The sequence below is a fragment of the Treponema lecithinolyticum ATCC 700332 genome (assembly GCA_000468055.1).
GTDB lineage: Bacteria > Spirochaetota > Spirochaetia > Treponematales > Treponemataceae > Treponema_C > Treponema_C lecithinolyticum.
Map to the genome: position 1 here is coordinate 156,929 of KI260561.1, position 15,754 is coordinate 172,682.

Below are 15,754 nucleotides of genomic sequence, written 5' to 3' on the forward strand. Positions count from 1 at the left end.
TCAGCTTTATTTTGATTGTGACGGTGAGCAGTGGCTGCACAAGCCCCAAATATGCGTTTGCATTTTATCCGGCACAAATCCTTCCGGCAAAGCTTTAGATGTAGCTTCTTTTATTTTTTGTGCGGTTTCCGAGTATACATCGTATACTTGACCGCATTTTGTGCATTTAAAATGCCAATGGTCGGTTAAGTCGGCGTCGTAGCGTAATTCATCGTTTTCGATGGACACGCTTTGTACCAAATGCCGCTGTTCCAACAGTTTAAGCGTATTGTAAACGGTTGTCCGCGAAAGGGTAGGGATCGTCGGCAGCAAGGCAGCATACATTGTTTCGGCTGTCGGATGCGCGCAGCTGTTTTTTACGTATTGATATATGGCAAGGCGCGGATAAGACGGGCGAACCCCTTTGTCGCTTAAAAGCCGTGCACACATTTGCGTATCTGCAAACGGCCGTTCCGTCACAATTGCGGAATGTTGTTTTGTATTCATTTGTATCCTCTTTTTAATTGTATTTAATACAATTAAAATATAATATGAGTTTTTCTTTTTGTCAATGATAAAGCATCTTGTGTAGCTATCCGCTTGATAACAAGCTGCTTGTTCAGCAGTATAAAACCAAACCGTCGAAGGCACTTGCGATTGTGTTAGCGTTTGCGCCGGTATGTTGTGTACGTTCTGTGCAAATGATTTGAGTGCATCCCGCGCCGTTTGTGCTGCTCAAATCCTGCGGACAGCTAAAACCCGGCGGGCAGTTGCGGCGTATCCAATCGATAATATCCCGATGCGAGCTGTCGTGACTGATATGGGTAAACCATGTGTTATGCGCGCCGATTTTTTGTGCGTAGCGTATGCTTTCGGCAAAGTGCAGGTGGGTGGGGTGTTCTTTTTCGCGCAGTGCGTCTATCACTAGATGCTGTACGCCGCGTACTAAGTTTATGGAACTGTCTTCTATAAAATTGCAATCGGTTAAATAAGCAAAAGAGCTTACGCTTGCTGTATCGGGATTGTTTGCCTTGCAGGATCCGCCTGCTTCGGTTTTGCCGGTACCGGCGGCATCTATTTTAGTATCAGTTTTGCAGGCACCGGCTGTGTTAAATTCGGCCTTTTTTTCCGTGATTTTCCAACCGCATACATTTAAAATGCCGTGCTTTATGGGAACGGGAACTATATTAAGGCAGCCGATGCTAAGCGGAGAAGTTTCGCAAAAATTTTCGGCTTCCATCATGCAAAGCAGGGGTTTGCCGCCGCCTTGCTGGCTTTGCGATGCGCTGTCGGATGTGTCATGTGCCGGCTCTGTTGCACTGTTCGGTGTACTGTCGGGAAAAATATAGGCAAAGCGCTCTTTTATATCGCGTATGGTGTCGCGGTTTGCATATACGGCAAGGGGGTTTTTGCCGGCTCTCTTTGTGTCCAAGAGCGCGCCTTTCCGTCCGCTTTTGTCTTGTGCTTTTGTATGTGCAAAAACGCGTAAATCGTCTATGCCGTGTACGTGATCGGCGTGACTGTGCGTAAGCAGCAGTGCATCGAGCCGGCACAAATTTCTTTTTAAAGCTTGAAAACGAAAATCAGGACCGGCGTCTATAACGATTGATGTGCCGTCAGAACCGGTAATAAAAACACTCGATCGACTGCGCGTGTCTTTTGGGTCTTTGCTGCGGCATACTGCACAATCGCAGCCGATAACGGGAATGCCGTGGCTGGTTCCCGTTCCCGCAAAATAAATTTCCATAATCCTATGTGTTATTGATTTGCGTACTGTTCAACGCTTTCATCTACGTATTCAAGGGGAATGCCCGCCGTTTTAAACAATTGCTCGCTTTCGGCGCCTGCATGGTACTTTTTTTCGCATACGATACGCTTTATGCCGCAGTTTATGAGCATCATGGCGCACGTGCGGCAAGGGGTCATTTTGCAGTAGACGGTGGCGCCGTCTATGGCAACTCCGCGGCGCGCGGCTTGGCAAATGGCGTTTTGTTCGGCGTGAACGGTACGCACGCAGTGCATGCTCACCGACCCGTCGTCGTGCAGCACTTTTTTCAATTCGTGCCCCGCTTCATCGCAATGGGGCAACCCCGAGGGGGAGCCGACGTAGCCGGTTGCAAGAATTTGGTTTTCTTTTGCTATAACGCAGCCGGATTTGCCGCGGTCGCATGTTGCCCGCTTTGCAATTGCGCGGCACACTTCCATAAAATATTCATCCCACGAGGGGCGTCCTGTTTGTTTTTCCATACCCGTATCCATTTTTTATCCTTCATTAGCCGAATTTATTTTTTATTTCTTCGATTTCATCCCGTATTGCCGCAGCTTCTTCAAATTCAAGACGCTCGGCGTGTTCTGTCATTTGACGTTCCATACATTTTAAAAGTTTCTTTCGCTGTGCCGGAATAAACAAATTGGTTGCCGCTTTTATTACCGACAATTCTTGATTTACCGTTTGCTTTTTTTCTTCGTTGCGCCGCACTAAAATATCGTCTATGGCTTTTGCAACTGTCTTCGGTGTTATGCCGTGCTCACTGTTATACGCTTGCTGAATGCTGCGCCGTCGGTTTGTTTCTTCGATCGCTTCTTTCATCGCTTCACTGACGCGGTCGGCATACATAACGACTGTTCCGCTACTGTTGCGCGCCGCCCGTCCGATAATTTGTATTAAACTGGTTGCCGAGCGCAAAAAGCCGATTTTATCGGCATCCAAAATCGCAATAAATGAAACTTCCGGTAAGTCAATCCCTTCGCGCAGCAAATTAATGCCGACCAATACATCGAACTCTCCTGCACGCAAACCTTTTAAGATTTCCACGCGCTCTATGGTTTCCACTTCTGAATGAATGTATTTTACCTTTAAATGCAATTCGTCCAAGTATTCGGTTAAATCTTCAGCCATTTTTTTTGTAAGCGTTAACACCAAACAGCGTTCGTTTTTTGCAATGCGCTGTTTGATTTCACCGTAAATATCCTGCATTTGCCCTTCGCTCGGGCGTACCTCTACGTTCGGATCCAAAAGCCCGGTAGGTCTGATGATTTGTTCAACGATACGGCTGCTGCGCTTAATTTCTTCTTCTCTGGGGGTAGCAGACACAAACAGGGTTTGGTTCAGTTTTTTTTCAAATTCGGCAAATTTGAGCGGGCGATTGTCCAGCGCACTTGGAAGACGGAAGCCGAAATTTATGAGATTTGTTTTGCGGCTGCGGTCTCCTTCGTACATCGCGCCGATTTGCGAAAGCGTTACGTGCGATTCGTCGATCATGCACAAAAAATCGTCGGGAAAATAGTGCAGCAGCGTTGCCGGAGGCTGACCGCGCTGCCTTCCGGTTATAGGACCCGAATAATTTTCTATACCGGGGCAATAGCCCATTTCCGCTATCATTTCAAGATCGTATGTGGTGCGCGTTTTTAAACGCTCAGCTTCGATATTTTTGTCTGAAGAAAGTAAAAACTCAACTTGATTTTCCATTTCGGCTTTTATGCGATCTTGCGCTGCTTGCAGCATTTCCGGCGGAACGATAAAGTGTTTTGCAGGATACAGCATAAGCTCGTCCATGTCTTCACGGATTTCGCCGCTTATGGGGTCAAAGCGCCGTATGCGTACAATTTCTTCCCAGTCGAGTTCTATGCGGTACGCTTCATGCATATAAGCGGGAAAAATTTCCATAACATCACCGCGGATACGGAAATTGCCGCGTTCCAATACCGCGTCGTTGCGTTCATACTGCAAAGAAACCAGTTTTTTTGCAAATTTGTCCGGAGTAAAGCGCTCGCCTTTTTCTATATGAATGCTCATGTCGCGGTAAATTTCGGGCATGCCCAAACCGTAAATGCACGAAACGGTTGCCACGACAATAACGTCGCGCCGCTCTACAAGCGAATAAGTTGCGCTTAAACGCATGCGGTCTATTTCGTCATTTATGGAAGCGTCTTTTTCTATGTATAAATCGCGTGCCGGCACGTACGCTTCGGGCTGGTAGTAGTCGTAGTACGATACAAAATATTCTACAGCGTTGTTCGGAAAAAATCCTTTGAATTCGCGGTACAACTGCGCCGAAAGCGTTTTGTTGTGGCTTATAATCAAAGTGGGGCGCTGCACTTGTTCTATGATTTTTGCCATAGTAAAGGTTTTGCCCGAGCCGGTAACACCTTTGAGTGTTTGAAAGCGCTCTCCGTTTAAAAAACCTCGTGCAAGCGTTTCGATGGCTTGCGGCTGATCGCCGGAAGGTTCAAACGAAGAAATCACTTTAAACGGGCGCACTACTTTGCCTCGCTAAGTACAACTGTTATGCGTTCGCTTTTTTTGCCCCGTTGAACGGTAAGCGTTACCGAATCGCCGGGTTTTTTGCTTTCCAAAAGCGAATAGTAATCGGCATAACCGCTTACGGCAGTTCCGTCTATAGCGGTAATAACATCTCCGCCCAAATAAATGATAACGGCGTTTCTGCTGCTGCCGTAGCGTACGGCTTCAGTTCCCGCGCGAAGACCTGCTTTTTCGGCGTTTCCGCCTTGTGTTAATTCAGATATCAATAAGCCCGAAGATACCGACAGTTTTGCATAAGAAGCTATGGATGAATTAAGCTGTACCAGTTTTGCTTTCGGGTCCAGTACGCCGCGACGCACGGCACCGTATTGAATTAAGTCGGCAACTACCCGCTTTGCCGTGTTTACGGGAACTGCAAAACCTATGCCTGCAGAGCTTCCCGATGTGGAATAAATCATATTGTTTATGCCGACCATCCGCCCTTGTGTGTCCAAAAGCGGACCGCCCGAATTGCCCGGGTTTATAGCCGTATCGGTTTGTATCATATTGCGGATGATATTACCCGACGACGATTGAATCGGGCGTCCTAAGCCGGAAACAATTCCGGTAGTCATCGTACGTTCCAAACCGAAAGGGTTACCTATGGCGATAAGCTTTTGTCCGACTTTTAAAGAATCGGAGTTTCCGAATCCGATGGTTTTAAGTTCGGTGCCGCGCGGCGCTTCAAATTTAAGCACGGCGATATCGCTTGCTTCGTCGGTTCCCACAACGCTGCCTTCGTACTGCGTTCCGTCCGACAGTGATATATAAATTTTGTATGCGTTTTCGATTACGTGTACGTTGGTAACTACATAGCCGCGCTTGTCGATAATGGAGCCGGATCCGGAACCGCCGTTTTGCGGAACGGGTTCTAAAAACCAGTTAACCGCCATAACTTGCGTGTTGATGTTAACGACTGCTTCGTTGCATCGTTCGTATACGGAAATATTTTGCAGCTCGTCTTGTGTATACAAAGTTGATTTGTCGGAAGTGTTGCGCACGGGTTTTTCCGCCGGTTCCGATGTTTGCAAAACAAAACTATCGGTAAGCGTGTCGGTTTGTTCGCTGGACGCCGCATCGTTTTCTGAAAAGCTGTTGTGCATAACATATTCGGCTTCCGTTTTGCCGTGTGCACTTGATTTGCAGTGTATGCCGTAGATAAAAATAAAAATGCCTGCTACTGCAAGACCTAAAAAGGCGGATGCTGCTGCCGCTAAAATAACATGACGTTTTGTATACAGTTTCATAGATAAAATATAGTAAAAAAACAAATAAATATCCACACTCGCAGCGGATTTTATTACGTGTTTGTAGGTATGCTTAGTTTATACAGCATAAGCTGCAGTTCGGTGTCTTCGGTGCCGCTTCCGCTGCGGCGGATATTCATATCGGTGCGTGAAAGCAGGGCAAGACAGGCGAGTGTATCCGTTGAGTTCCACAATTTGCCTGCTTGGGCATATTGGCTTTGTAAGCGTTTGCTTGTAAAGCCGTTTGTTTTTAATTCAAAGTCGCTTATACTGCCGTTTTTTGCCAAGCGCTGATATATGCGCAATTTTCTAAAGCAATAGGTAAGCCCTGCAATAAGCTGCACGGCAGAAGATTCTTTTGAGCGGCGTATGTGCTGCAAAATACTTAAAGCATCGGTTAAACGCTGGGCGGCGTTTTTTGCCGTGTTGCACAAAGCGGCAAAAAGGGTAAAAGGAGACTCTTGCCGGTCGCGCGTTAAAACGGCGTCTACATCGGCAACGCTTATGTGAGGCTTTGTTTCCAAACGGTTTTTATCAAAACACAATAAAAAACGCGAGCATTCGCTTTTAAGCGTTTCCGTATTGTTTTCCACTAAGTCAAGGATAGCGTCGCACGCGTCGCTATCTATAGTAAAACCTTCTTTTGAAAACCAATTTTGAAGCCATGCGTTTTTTTGATTTTCGAACAATTCCCAAAAAATGCGACGGTTTGCTTTGGCAACAATGTTTTCTAGTTTTTTATCTACCGAAATTTCATCGGAATCCAAAATAAGCCATGCGCCGCCTTGCTCCCCTTGTTTTGCCGCTTGTGCCGCCCAATCGGCAAGCATATCGATATCGGCTTTTAATTTTATGTCTTCGCTGTTATGCAAAACGATAAAACGTGCCGAAGCAAATAAAGATTCGTTTTGCAATAGCGATACAATATCGGCAATACGGCTGTCGTTTGCATAAAACCGGTACTCGTCAGTTTGACCGAACAGTTTTTTTGCTTTTTGCCGCAATTGCTCTATGCTGTCGCGGCGCTGTCCCAATTCCGGACCGGTAAAAAGCCATAGGGGAGCCGTGCTCATCGGTAATTCCTTATAATATTTGATAATACGCCTAAGATTTTTATATTTGTGCAATACAGCGGATTATATTTGGGGTTTTCCGGCTGTAAGCGGATGCGCTCCGCTTCTTTAAAAAAACGTTTAAGCGTAACGTCTTCATCAATCAAGGCTACAACAATGCTGCCGTTGCGGGCATGCTCTTGCTGACGTATAACGGCAAGGTCTCCTTCCAAAATACCGGCGTCAATCATGCTGTCGCCTCGCACATACACGGCAAAATACTGCTGGTCTTTTTGCACCATTGAACCGGGAACATACACCGAGCCGCTGTAATTTTCATCGCAAAATATAGGGTGTCCTGCGGCGACGCTTCCCAATACGGGTATGCATTCGCTTCGGCGCATTTGGTTGTCGGTATCGTCTATCAGTATTTTTAATGAGCGCGAGCGTCTTACTGCAGGGGCAAGGTAGCCTTTTTTGCGCAATGCGGCAAAATGGTCTTGCACTGCTTTTACCGAAATGCAAAAATGCATGCCCGTTTCTCTGACGGTCGGCGGACAGGAATTTTCTTCGGTAAAAGAAGTTATAAAGCGGAGCACTTCCTGTTGTCGGCTTGTCAGCTCTTTCATATTAAATTCTACTCTTCTTCAAATTTATTTTCAAATAATGCGCTGAGCGCTTCTATAGCTTGAGCGGCGTCCGGTCCGTCTGCTTTTACTTTAAGCGTTGTGTTGTATCCTGCCGCCATAGTGATAACACCCATGATGGACTTTGCGTTTATAACGGTTCCGTCTTTTTCCATAAGCACTTCCGCAGCAAATTTATTTGCCGTTTGTGCAATCAAAGCTGCAGGTCGCGCGTGTATTCCCGCTCTGTTTCGAACGGTTAATAATTTTTCTGCCAAAACAAACTCCTCTTACGCCGGCTGTTAAAAAACTTTCGGTTTTGCACAGCCGCGCCGTATCAGTATGTATCCTCGCCCGTATAATAGGCGGAACGGGCTTCTCCGCTTTCTATCCATCGCAATACGTTTTGGTTAAACTCACGTGCGGAATAATAGCCCATGCTTTTTAAGCGTTCATTCATAGCCGCCGTTTCCAAAATAATCGGAATATTGCGCCCCGGTTTTACCGGAATTTCCAGTGCGGGAATTTTAACGCCCAGCAGCTCTTCTGTTTTTTGATTGGTGCCGATTCTGTCGTATACTTTGTTTGCGTCCCATTCTTCCAATTTTACAACCAATTGCACTTCTTTTTGTTCCCGGATGGCGCCGACTCCGTACAACTGTTGAATATTGATGATTCCCAAACCGCGTATTTCCATGTGGTGGCTTATCATCTTATTTGCGCCTTGACCTAATAATACGTTCCCGTTAACGCAGCGAATTTCTACGATATCGTCCGCAACAAGCCGGTGTCCGCGGTGTATCAATTCCAAAGCCGTTTCGCTTTTTCCGACTCCCGAATCTCCCAGTATGATAATGCCGATGCCGTATACTTCCACTAAAACACCGTGAATGCTTTTGCGCGGAGCAAAGATATCGGAAAACAAACGCAAAAGGCGCGTAGAAAAATCGGTGGATTCCAAATCGGTTTGTAAAACGGGACAGCCGGATTTATCAGAAATTGCGGCAAATTCCGCAGGGGGTTCAAGGTTGTGGGTAAAAATACAGCAGGGAATATGGTAAGAAAACAAGCGGTTTATTACATCGAGGTTGTTTTCGCGGACGATTTTTTCTAAAAAAGCGGTTTCTCCCCGCCCGAATACTTGTACACGCTGAAAACCGAAAGATTCGTAAAATCCGGACAACGCAAGCCCGGGGCGGTTTAAATCCGGAAGCGTTATTTCTCTTCCCAGTCCGTTTCTTCCGCACACACACCGTAAATTGAGCGAATTATGACCTTTTAAATCCAAATCAAGTAAGTCAAGTACGGTAAAGCTTTTTTCAGCCATAGCCAAACTATACACTTAACGGAAAAAACATTCAACCGCCGCAGCTGTTTTAGTTTTTTTGCTGAATTTTGTCTTTTTCTTTTTTGACTTTTTGATCGAGTATGTCCATAAGCTTGTTTAAGCCGGCTGCAAACTCATAATCATCGGCGGAAACGTGTGCCGAAACGCCCCATCTGAAATTTACGGTAGCATCGAAAATATATTTTTTATTTTCTTTAACGCGGAAAAGCAAATCCACAATTAAATCATCGGCGTATTTAATGCGTTCCAGCTTTTTGCAAATTAAATCGGACTGATCTTTGTCGAGTTCGAATCCTACGGCGTTGATTGTCGTGTCCATATGTCCTCCTAACACCAGTATACACCGGTTTTTGCTAGCGGTCAAACGAAGATTCTATGTGCAGTTCATTCCGGTATTTGGCTACCGTACGCCGTGCAATGTGCACGCCCTGTTTTTCCAAAAGGGTAACAAGTTGAGCGTCGGACAGTTTTTTTGAATTTTCTTTTTCCGCATTTGTAATGATTTTTTGCAGCATGTACTTTACCGCCTCTTTGGAGCCTGCAACAGGTTCTGTGGATGCCGGAATGCTGTCCGATATTGATGAGCGTACAGGTGACATCAGCGGCACTGTATTTGAAGCTGCTGTGCTGCGATTTGCCGTTGCAGCATTTGTAAAAAAATATTTTATTTCGAATATACCCCACTCACACTGTACGTATTTTCCGTTTGCAAGGCGCGAAACCGTTGTTTCGTGCACGCCGATTTTTTCGGCTATATCTTTCATTTTTAGCGGAATTAAATTACCCGGTCCTTTTTCAAAAAAAATGTTTTGGTGTAAAACGATTTGGTATACCGCCGCCGTGAGGGTTTTGGTGCGCATATTCAGCGCATGTATAAACTGGCGGGCGTCTCGGAGTGCTTCAAGGGCAAAACGCTGAGAATTTTTGTCCGTTTTGTTTTGGGCAATGCTTTCGTAAAGCGGCGAAATGCCGATATGCGGTATGTTTTCTTTTAGAAATTCGATAATAAAAGTATTGCCCGTTTCTTCACGTTCTTCATCGGTTGCTTTGCGTACCGATACTTCGGGGACTGCAAAACGTATGCCGTTTTCACTTCCTGCCTTGTCAAAGCGGCTTGCGGGAAAGGGATTGAGCGAGCGGATAAACTCAAGCGCTTGTTCCGTTTGCTCGAGCGTACATTGTACACCTTGTTCTGCCAGCGCTTTTCGAATGCGTATGGCACGTTTTTTTTCCAATACGGTAAAGTGATGTTTTAGAATATCGAGTGCAAGAAAGGGCGCATCCGTGTGCTGTTCTGCTTGAACGGCTAAACTTTCCTGCAAATCGGCACATGCAGTTCCGACCGGATCCAATCGGCGGACAATGCCGAGCATTTTTTTTAACGACTGTGTGCTGTCTTGTTTTCCTAAAAGACTTGCCGGATCTGATGCATTGTACCCGCGGTCATTTAAGTTTTGAATTATCCTTTCGCCCAGCTGTCGCTCATCGTCGCTCAACGGCAGCAGCGCCAATTGCGAAAGCAAATGTTCTTGCAAAGACTCTTGTGCTGCAGGTGTGCTTTCCAAAAAAGCTTGGTGAGCATCGCTTTCGGCAGCGCTTCCGCTTTTTGCGCTTACACGTATCGACGGCGGTTCCCAAATGCCATCGTCGATAATTTCGAGTGCAGGATTTTTTTCGGCTTCTTCGTATAAACGTTCGTGCAAATCTTCCAGCGGCAGCGAAAGTAAATTGATCGACTGAACCATTTGCGGCGATAAACGCATTTGCTGTTGAAAACTTTGATTGTAATTCAGCCGTAGTTCGCTCACGTTTTTCCTCTGCGTTAAAGTATAGCACACATTATTTTTTTTCGGTATACTGCATTTATGGAAATTTTGGGAAAATATGCTTTAAAAATTCCTGATATTTTGCTTCCGAAAAAAGAAATACCGCTTTTACAATGGGCGGTTATAGCCTGCGATCAGTACACGCAGGATAAAGCGTATTGGCAAAAAGTGAGCGCTGCGGTGCATAAAAATCCGTCAACTTTACATATGATTTTGCCCGAAGTATATTTGGATGAATTTTCCGAAACCGAAAAACAAACGTATATAAACAATATTCACCGCACAATGAAAACCTATTTGGCAGACGGCGTATTTGCCCCTCCCGTGCATGCTGCGGTGTATACCGAGCGCACGAGTGCTTACGGCAGAATGCGCAAGGGCTTGGTGTGCTGTATCGATTTGGAACAATATGATTGGAAAACGTGCAGCATGGCAAAAATACGGGCAACCGAAGAAACTATTGAGGAACGTATTCCCGCACGCATCGCAATTAGAAGCGGTGCGCCGCTTGAAACGCCGCATATTATGCTTTTGGTAAACGACCCAAAACATATGTTTGTTGAAGCGGTCGGCAGCATCGCTAAAACCGGAAAAATTCCGGCTCAAGCGGAAAACACCGGTTGCGTAAAAACTCCTGAACACGCGCTGCCGCCTTTATACGACACGGAACTTATGCTGGGTGCGGGGCATATTACAGGCTGGAGCCTGTGTTCAACCGAAGCTCAAAAGACGGCAGCTTGTGCGCTTGAGCGCATCGCCGCTGCCAATACCGCTGCCGATGGCTCGGTGTTTTTATTTGCGGTAGGCGACGGCAACCACTCGCTTGCAACGGCAAAAGCCGTATGGAACGAATACAAAAAGTGTTTCGGCGGTATCGAACAAGCGGACGGAAGTATCGGCATTAACGAAAGTATAAAAGACAGCCCGCTTCGTTACGCGCTTGTGGAAATCGTCAATTTATACGATGAGGGGCTTGTGTTTGAGCCGATACACCGCGTGCTGTTTAATACCGATGCCGATGCTTTAGCCGACTTTGTGCGCCGAAAGCTGGACGGGACGCTTATTCCCTGTTCAGATAAAAACGAGCTTGTCCGGCGCGTTGCTTCATCCGCTTCGGCATTCGGTTTTGTTTCGCAAAAAAGCGGCTTTGTGTGCCTTGAAGCAAAGTTGGAGCGATTGGCAGTGAGCGCTTTGCAAAGCGTTTTGGATGATTTTATAAAACAAGCGCAGTGCGCGCAGTCGATCGGCGCGGCACAAAGCGGCGAATCTTCAGTGCCTCATAAACGGCGCGTTGAAATCGATTACATTCACGGTACGGACGAAGTATTCCGCTTGGCAAAGCAAGCGGATACGGTTTCGATTTTAATGCCGCACATTGCAAAGGAACGCTTTTTTGCAACGGTAGCGCAGTACGGTTCGCTGCCGCGCAAAAGTTTTTCTATGGGCGAAGCGAGCGAAAAACGCTTTTATCTGGAATGCCGCTCTCTTGCGTAGCGTAGAACTATTGTGCAGCGCTCAGTTTACCGTCAGCATAATTTTTACCGCATCTTCGGGCATTGTGCCGGCAAAGGCAAATGCTTTTTCTCCGTCTTCAAACTTAAAACGGTGGGTAATAAGCGGTGCAACGTTTAAAATACCGGAAGATATGAGACGCAGTGTCCTCGGATACATGTTTGCGTAACGAAAGATAGTCGATACCGAAATTTCTTTTACTTGCATTCCTACTATATCCATAGGAATCGGATCGGCGGGCATGCCGATAAAAACCGATCTGCCGCCGGGACGCAGCCAATCCGTAAAGTTCCTGCATGCATGCGGACTGCCGCTTGCTTCAAAAAAAATGTCTGCCCCGTTGATTTTATATTTTTTTAATATGTCCTGAACGGAAGTTTTTGCAGTGTTGACGCATATAATCCGTCCGCTTTTTCCGTATTGATTTGTTATAAAATCAAGTTTGGTTTGTTTTATATCAACAAGAATAACGGTTGAACAACCCGCTGCCAATGCCGCCAATGCGGTTACTATACCGATGGTGCCCGCACCTGTTACAATCGCAATATCGCCCGGTTCTATTTTAGCTTTTTTTGAAGCATATACACCGATTGCCGTCGGTTCTACAAGAGCGCCTTCTTCAAATGATACGTTGTCGGGCAATTTAAAAGTTAGTGCAGCCGGGTGTACTACCGATTCGCGTGCGCAGCCGTGAATGGGAGGGGTAGCCCAAAAAGCCACATCGGGATCCAAATTATACATCCCTTCCAGGGTTTGACTGCTCATAAAATTGGGAATACCGGGTTCCATGCACACCCTGTCGCCCGTTTTAAGCGTACGTACTTTTTTGCCGGTTTCTATAATTATTCCACTGGCTTCGTGTCCTAAAATCATCGGCTGTGTTACGACAAAAGAACCGATTCGTCCGTGCAGGTAATAATGAACATCGCTTCCGCATATACCGATGTTTACCGGTTTAATTCTAACATCGCTGTCACCGAGTTGTTCAGTAATTTCAAAATCACGTACTTTTGCCGTGTTTACTTTTTCAAGAACAAGAGATTTCATTATGATTCCTCCTTAAAGCATAATAAAATGACACTATAAGAGTAGCATAACATAATATATTTGTCAAAAATTTTCCGCAAAAAAATATAAAAATTTACCGAAAAATATCCGGAAAAACAGCTAATAATATTAAATTTGTCCAATAAATTGACAGTGATTTTAGAATTATTAAAAAAAACTTGACAAATCATAAAACTGTGCTATCCTTAAAGTATATATTTTTGCGCAAAAATACGCAATAAAAGGAGGAATAATATGAAACGAAAACACACATGGCTGTGGGTGTGCGTAGTTGTCGTCGTTATGCTTGTATCGGTCGGCTGCAGGCAAAAAACGGATGCGTCAACAAAGAGGGTTGCCTACATAGCACGTGCACAAGCAGATTCGTTTGCCGCATGGCTTGCCAACGCGGTAAAAGAAGAGGCTGCAAAATATCCGAATATAAAACTGGAAGTTTTTGACGGGCAAGCGTCGGACAGCGTGGAAAATGCTTTAATAGAAAACGCGATAACGAATAAATTCGATGCTATTATTGTGCAGCCGAATAACGGTGAATCGCAGCGTCCGTATGCGGAAAAAATCGTCCAAGCCGGAATTATTTGTATTACGACAAACGCACGTATTGCCGGTATTGTTGGGGCTTCGTCGGTCGATGCCGACCCTTATGCTCAAGCTGCTGTAAATGCGCGTGAAGCGGTTACGCAAATACCTCAAAATGCAAAAGTCGTCGTATTAAAAGGACCTCCCGGAAACTTTCATGCCGATGAGCGCAGAAAAAGCTGGCAAAAAGAATTTTTTGACAAACGTCCTGATGTCGTTATTGTAGGCGAGCAAATTGCAAATTGGAACAAAGATGAAGCTATGAACCTTATGGAAGATTGGGTTCAGTCCAATGACAAAATCGATGCGATTATATCTATGAACGACAATATGTGTGCAGGAGCTTTGGAAGTTATAAAAGGAAATTCCAAATATAAAAATACGCTTGCATACGGAGTTGATGGTACGGCTGAAGCGGTTCTTCTTATTAAAGACGGAATTATGACTTCCACGTGTTTGCAAAGTGCATATGACCTTGCAGAATTGCTGCTTTCCACAACGGATAAATTGCTCAAAGGCGAAGAAAAGCAAATCGATATAGATATCGGCAACCCCCTTGTTACAAAAGAAAATGCCGATACGTATATAGAAATGCATAAAAAAGCCGGTGCGCTGTAAGAATGTAAATAAGATTAATAACAAACAGACGAAGACGTTTTGATTTTTTTTAAACGTCTTCGCTTTTATTTTAGTTTTTTTTCGGCAAGAGGTATGCATGGCTGACGTTGTATTGAAAATACAAAACATTACAAAATCTTTTCCCGGAGTAAAAGCGCTTAGTGATGTAAGTTTTGAAGTAAAAAAAGCGTCGGTACACGTGCTGTGTGGAGAAAACGGCGCGGGTAAATCAACCCTCATGAAAATAATTAACGGTGTTTATCAACCCGATTCAGGGACTATATGTATTGGCGGACAAGCTGTTCGTATCAATTCACCTATATATGCGCGGCGTTTAGGTATTTCTATGATTTTTCAGGAGTTAAATTACATTCCTGAAATGAGCGTAGAAGAAAGTTTGGTTGTAGGAAATTGGCCGAGAGGTTTTTTACATAAAATCGACTGGAAAGCTATCCGGGAAAAAACGTTGCAGCTTTTCGCAAAAGAACATCTTTCTTATAAACCTACTGCAAAGTTAAAAGATTTATCAGTTTCCGATATTCAAATGCTGGAGATTCTAAAAGCGATTTCTTATGATGCCCGTGTCATTATTATGGATGAACCGACATCTGCTTTATCGGAGCGGGAAGTCGCAAAGTTGTTTTTAAAAATAAGTGAATTAAAAAAACGCGGGATCGCTATCATTTATATATCGCACAGGATGGATGAGATTTTTAAAATAGCCGATGAAATTACCGTTTTACGTGACGGTAAAGTAATAGAAACTCAAAATGCAAACTGTTTTACGGTTGACAGCCTTATTGCTTCAATGGTAGGACGAAAAATCGAAAATAATTTTCCCAAATTGACTGTTGAGCGCGGTAACCGTCTTTTACAAGTAAGCTCTTTTACCCAAACAGGTGTTTTTAACGATATTTCTTTCGATTTATATCAGGGAGAGATTATCGGTTTTGCAGGACTTATGGGGGCGGGCAGGACGGAAGTTATGCGTTCTTTATTCGGTTTGGATCGGTATACGAGCGGTTCAATTCGTATTAAAAATAAAGATGTTTCCATAAAACGGGTTAAAGACAGCATACAAAACAAGATGGTTATGCTTTCCGAAGACAGGCGCAGGTACGGCATAATACCTGTGCGAAGCGTTTTGGAAAATGCGAGCCTTGCTCATCTAAAGTCATTTTTTTATAACGGCTTTTGTCATAAAAGTAAAGAAATAAATACCGTCAAAAAAATATTTCAGAAATTAAATGTGCGCACTCCTTCGTACACTACATCTGTAGAATCGTTGAGTGGCGGCAATCAGCAAAAGGTTGTGTTTGCAAAATGGATGCTGTGCGACCCCGAAATTTTGATTTTGGATGAACCTACGCGCGGTATTGATGTGGGGGCAAAATATGAAATATACAAACTGATGAATACGCTTGCAGCATCTCAAAAGGGGCTTATTATGGTTTCTTCGGAATTGCCGGAGCTTATCGGTTTGTGCGACCGAATTTATGTTATGGCAGAAGGGCGTATTACCGCAGTTATCGAACGAAAAGATTTTTCGCAAGAACGCATTATGAAATATGCAACAAAAATAAAAGAGGTGTAGGA

The 15,754-nt window shown here is 44.7% G+C and carries 15 protein-coding genes; 3 read left to right on the forward strand and 12 right to left on the reverse strand.

The window, feature by feature from the left end:
• Positions 1 to 6: 6 nt before the first annotated feature.
• From HMPREF9193_RS03500 to rpoN, 11 genes are all read right to left on the reverse strand, one after another.
• On the reverse strand, positions 7 to 486 hold the full coding sequence (locus HMPREF9193_RS03500) for a Fur family transcriptional regulator (RefSeq protein ID WP_245565491.1): 480 nt from the start codon (positions 484 to 486) through the stop codon (positions 7 to 9).
• A 112-nt stretch (positions 487 to 598) separates the two neighbouring features.
• Positions 599 to 1,726, reverse strand: coding sequence for an MBL fold metallo-hydrolase (locus HMPREF9193_RS03505; protein WP_021686689.1), 1,128 nt, complete (start codon positions 1,724 to 1,726; stop codon positions 599 to 601).
• Positions 1,727 to 1,737: 11 nt separating this feature from the next.
• Complete coding sequence (locus tag HMPREF9193_RS03510) at positions 1,738 to 2,238, reverse strand: deoxycytidylate deaminase (protein ID WP_021686690.1); 501 nt, start codon at positions 2,236 to 2,238, stop codon at positions 1,738 to 1,740.
• Between the two features lie 13 nt (positions 2,239 to 2,251).
• A complete protein-coding gene (gene uvrB, locus HMPREF9193_RS03515) occupies positions 2,252 to 4,240 on the reverse strand; it encodes an excinuclease ABC subunit UvrB (protein ID WP_021686691.1) in 1,989 nt (662 codons plus the stop codon).
• On the reverse strand, positions 4,240 to 5,529 hold the full coding sequence (locus tag HMPREF9193_RS03520) for a S1C family serine protease (RefSeq protein WP_021686692.1): 1,290 nt from the start codon (positions 5,527 to 5,529) through the stop codon (positions 4,240 to 4,242). Before HMPREF9193_RS03520 ends, uvrB begins: the two co-directional genes overlap by 1 nt.
• 53 nt (positions 5,530 to 5,582) lie before the next feature.
• Positions 5,583 to 6,602, reverse strand: coding sequence for a DNA polymerase III subunit delta (holA, locus tag HMPREF9193_RS03525; protein WP_021686693.1), 1,020 nt, complete (start codon positions 6,600 to 6,602; stop codon positions 5,583 to 5,585).
• The gene (lexA, locus tag HMPREF9193_RS03530; RefSeq protein WP_021686694.1) at positions 6,599 to 7,210 is read right to left on the reverse strand and encodes a transcriptional repressor LexA; all 612 of its coding nucleotides are present in this window, start codon (positions 7,208 to 7,210) and stop codon (positions 6,599 to 6,601) included. Before lexA ends, holA begins: the two co-directional genes overlap by 4 nt.
• Before the next feature lie 8 nt (positions 7,211 to 7,218).
• Positions 7,219 to 7,485, reverse strand: a complete 267-nt coding sequence (locus tag HMPREF9193_RS03535) for an HPr family phosphocarrier protein (protein ID WP_021686695.1) — start codon at positions 7,483 to 7,485, stop codon at positions 7,219 to 7,221.
• 59 nt (positions 7,486 to 7,544) lie between these two features.
• Positions 7,545 to 8,534, reverse strand: a complete 990-nt coding sequence (hprK, locus tag HMPREF9193_RS03540) for an HPr(Ser) kinase/phosphatase (RefSeq protein ID WP_021686696.1) — start codon at positions 8,532 to 8,534, stop codon at positions 7,545 to 7,547.
• A gap of 49 nt (positions 8,535 to 8,583) precedes the next feature.
• On the reverse strand, positions 8,584 to 8,874 hold the full coding sequence (locus HMPREF9193_RS03545) for an HPF/RaiA family ribosome-associated protein (RefSeq protein WP_021686697.1): 291 nt from the start codon (positions 8,872 to 8,874) through the stop codon (positions 8,584 to 8,586).
• A 34-nt stretch (positions 8,875 to 8,908) separates the two neighbouring features.
• Positions 8,909 to 10,363: an RNA polymerase factor sigma-54 gene (gene rpoN, locus HMPREF9193_RS03550; protein WP_040847447.1), complete on the reverse strand. Its 1,455-nt coding sequence runs from the start codon at positions 10,361 to 10,363 to the stop codon at positions 8,909 to 8,911.
• Between the two features lie 57 nt (positions 10,364 to 10,420).
• Here rpoN and HMPREF9193_RS03555 point away from each other — a divergent pair, with 57 nt between their 5' ends.
• On the forward strand, positions 10,421 to 11,875 hold the full coding sequence (locus tag HMPREF9193_RS03555; RefSeq protein WP_021686699.1) for a DUF1015 domain-containing protein: 1,455 nt from the start codon (positions 10,421 to 10,423) through the stop codon (positions 11,873 to 11,875).
• 21 nt (positions 11,876 to 11,896) lie between these two features.
• Here HMPREF9193_RS03555 and HMPREF9193_RS03560 read toward each other — a convergent pair whose 3' ends face one another.
• A complete protein-coding gene (locus HMPREF9193_RS03560; RefSeq protein ID WP_021686700.1) occupies positions 11,897 to 12,940 on the reverse strand; it encodes an NAD(P)-dependent alcohol dehydrogenase in 1,044 nt (347 codons plus the stop codon).
• Between the two features lie 255 nt (positions 12,941 to 13,195).
• Between HMPREF9193_RS03560 and HMPREF9193_RS03570 the strand changes: the two genes are divergently transcribed.
• Together HMPREF9193_RS03570 and HMPREF9193_RS03575 are read left to right on the forward strand one after the other, a co-directional pair.
• On the forward strand, positions 13,196 to 14,158 hold the full coding sequence (locus tag HMPREF9193_RS03570; protein WP_021686701.1) for a sugar ABC transporter substrate-binding protein: 963 nt from the start codon (positions 13,196 to 13,198) through the stop codon (positions 14,156 to 14,158).
• Between the two features lie 97 nt (positions 14,159 to 14,255).
• A complete protein-coding gene (locus tag HMPREF9193_RS03575; protein ID WP_021686702.1) occupies positions 14,256 to 15,752 on the forward strand; it encodes a sugar ABC transporter ATP-binding protein in 1,497 nt (498 codons plus the stop codon).
• The last annotated feature ends 2 nt before the right edge of the window (positions 15,753 to 15,754 follow it).

Excerpts from the sequence above, each read along its gene's own strand:
- HMPREF9193_RS03500 (WP_245565491.1), bottom strand. The coding sequence starts at position 486 with ATGAATACAAAACAACATTCCGCAATTGTGACGGAACGGCCGTTTGCA.
- HMPREF9193_RS03505 (WP_021686689.1), bottom strand. The coding sequence starts at position 1,726 with ATGGAAATTTATTTTGCGGGAACGGGAACCAGCCACGGCATTCCCGTT.
- HMPREF9193_RS03510 (WP_021686690.1), bottom strand. The coding sequence starts at position 2,238 with ATGGATACGGGTATGGAAAAACAAACAGGACGCCCCTCGTGGGATGAA.
- HMPREF9193_RS03520 (WP_021686692.1), bottom strand. The coding sequence starts at position 5,529 with ATGAAACTGTATACAAAACGTCATGTTATTTTAGCGGCAGCAGCATCC.
- holA (WP_021686693.1), bottom strand. The coding sequence starts at position 6,602 with ATGAGCACGGCTCCCCTATGGCTTTTTACCGGTCCGGAATTGGGACAG.
- lexA (WP_021686694.1), bottom strand. The coding sequence starts at position 7,210 with ATGAAAGAGCTGACAAGCCGACAACAGGAAGTGCTCCGCTTTATAACT.
- hprK (WP_021686696.1), bottom strand. The coding sequence starts at position 8,534 with ATGGCTGAAAAAAGCTTTACCGTACTTGACTTACTTGATTTGGATTTA.
- HMPREF9193_RS03545 (WP_021686697.1), bottom strand. The coding sequence starts at position 8,874 with ATGGACACGACAATCAACGCCGTAGGATTCGAACTCGACAAAGATCAG.
- HMPREF9193_RS03555 (WP_021686699.1), top strand. The coding sequence starts at position 10,421 with ATGGAAATTTTGGGAAAATATGCTTTAAAAATTCCTGATATTTTGCTT.
- HMPREF9193_RS03560 (WP_021686700.1), bottom strand. The coding sequence starts at position 12,940 with ATGAAATCTCTTGTTCTTGAAAAAGTAAACACGGCAAAAGTACGTGAT.
- HMPREF9193_RS03570 (WP_021686701.1), top strand. The coding sequence starts at position 13,196 with ATGAAACGAAAACACACATGGCTGTGGGTGTGCGTAGTTGTCGTCGTT.
- HMPREF9193_RS03575 (WP_021686702.1), top strand. The coding sequence starts at position 14,256 with ATGGCTGACGTTGTATTGAAAATACAAAACATTACAAAATCTTTTCCC.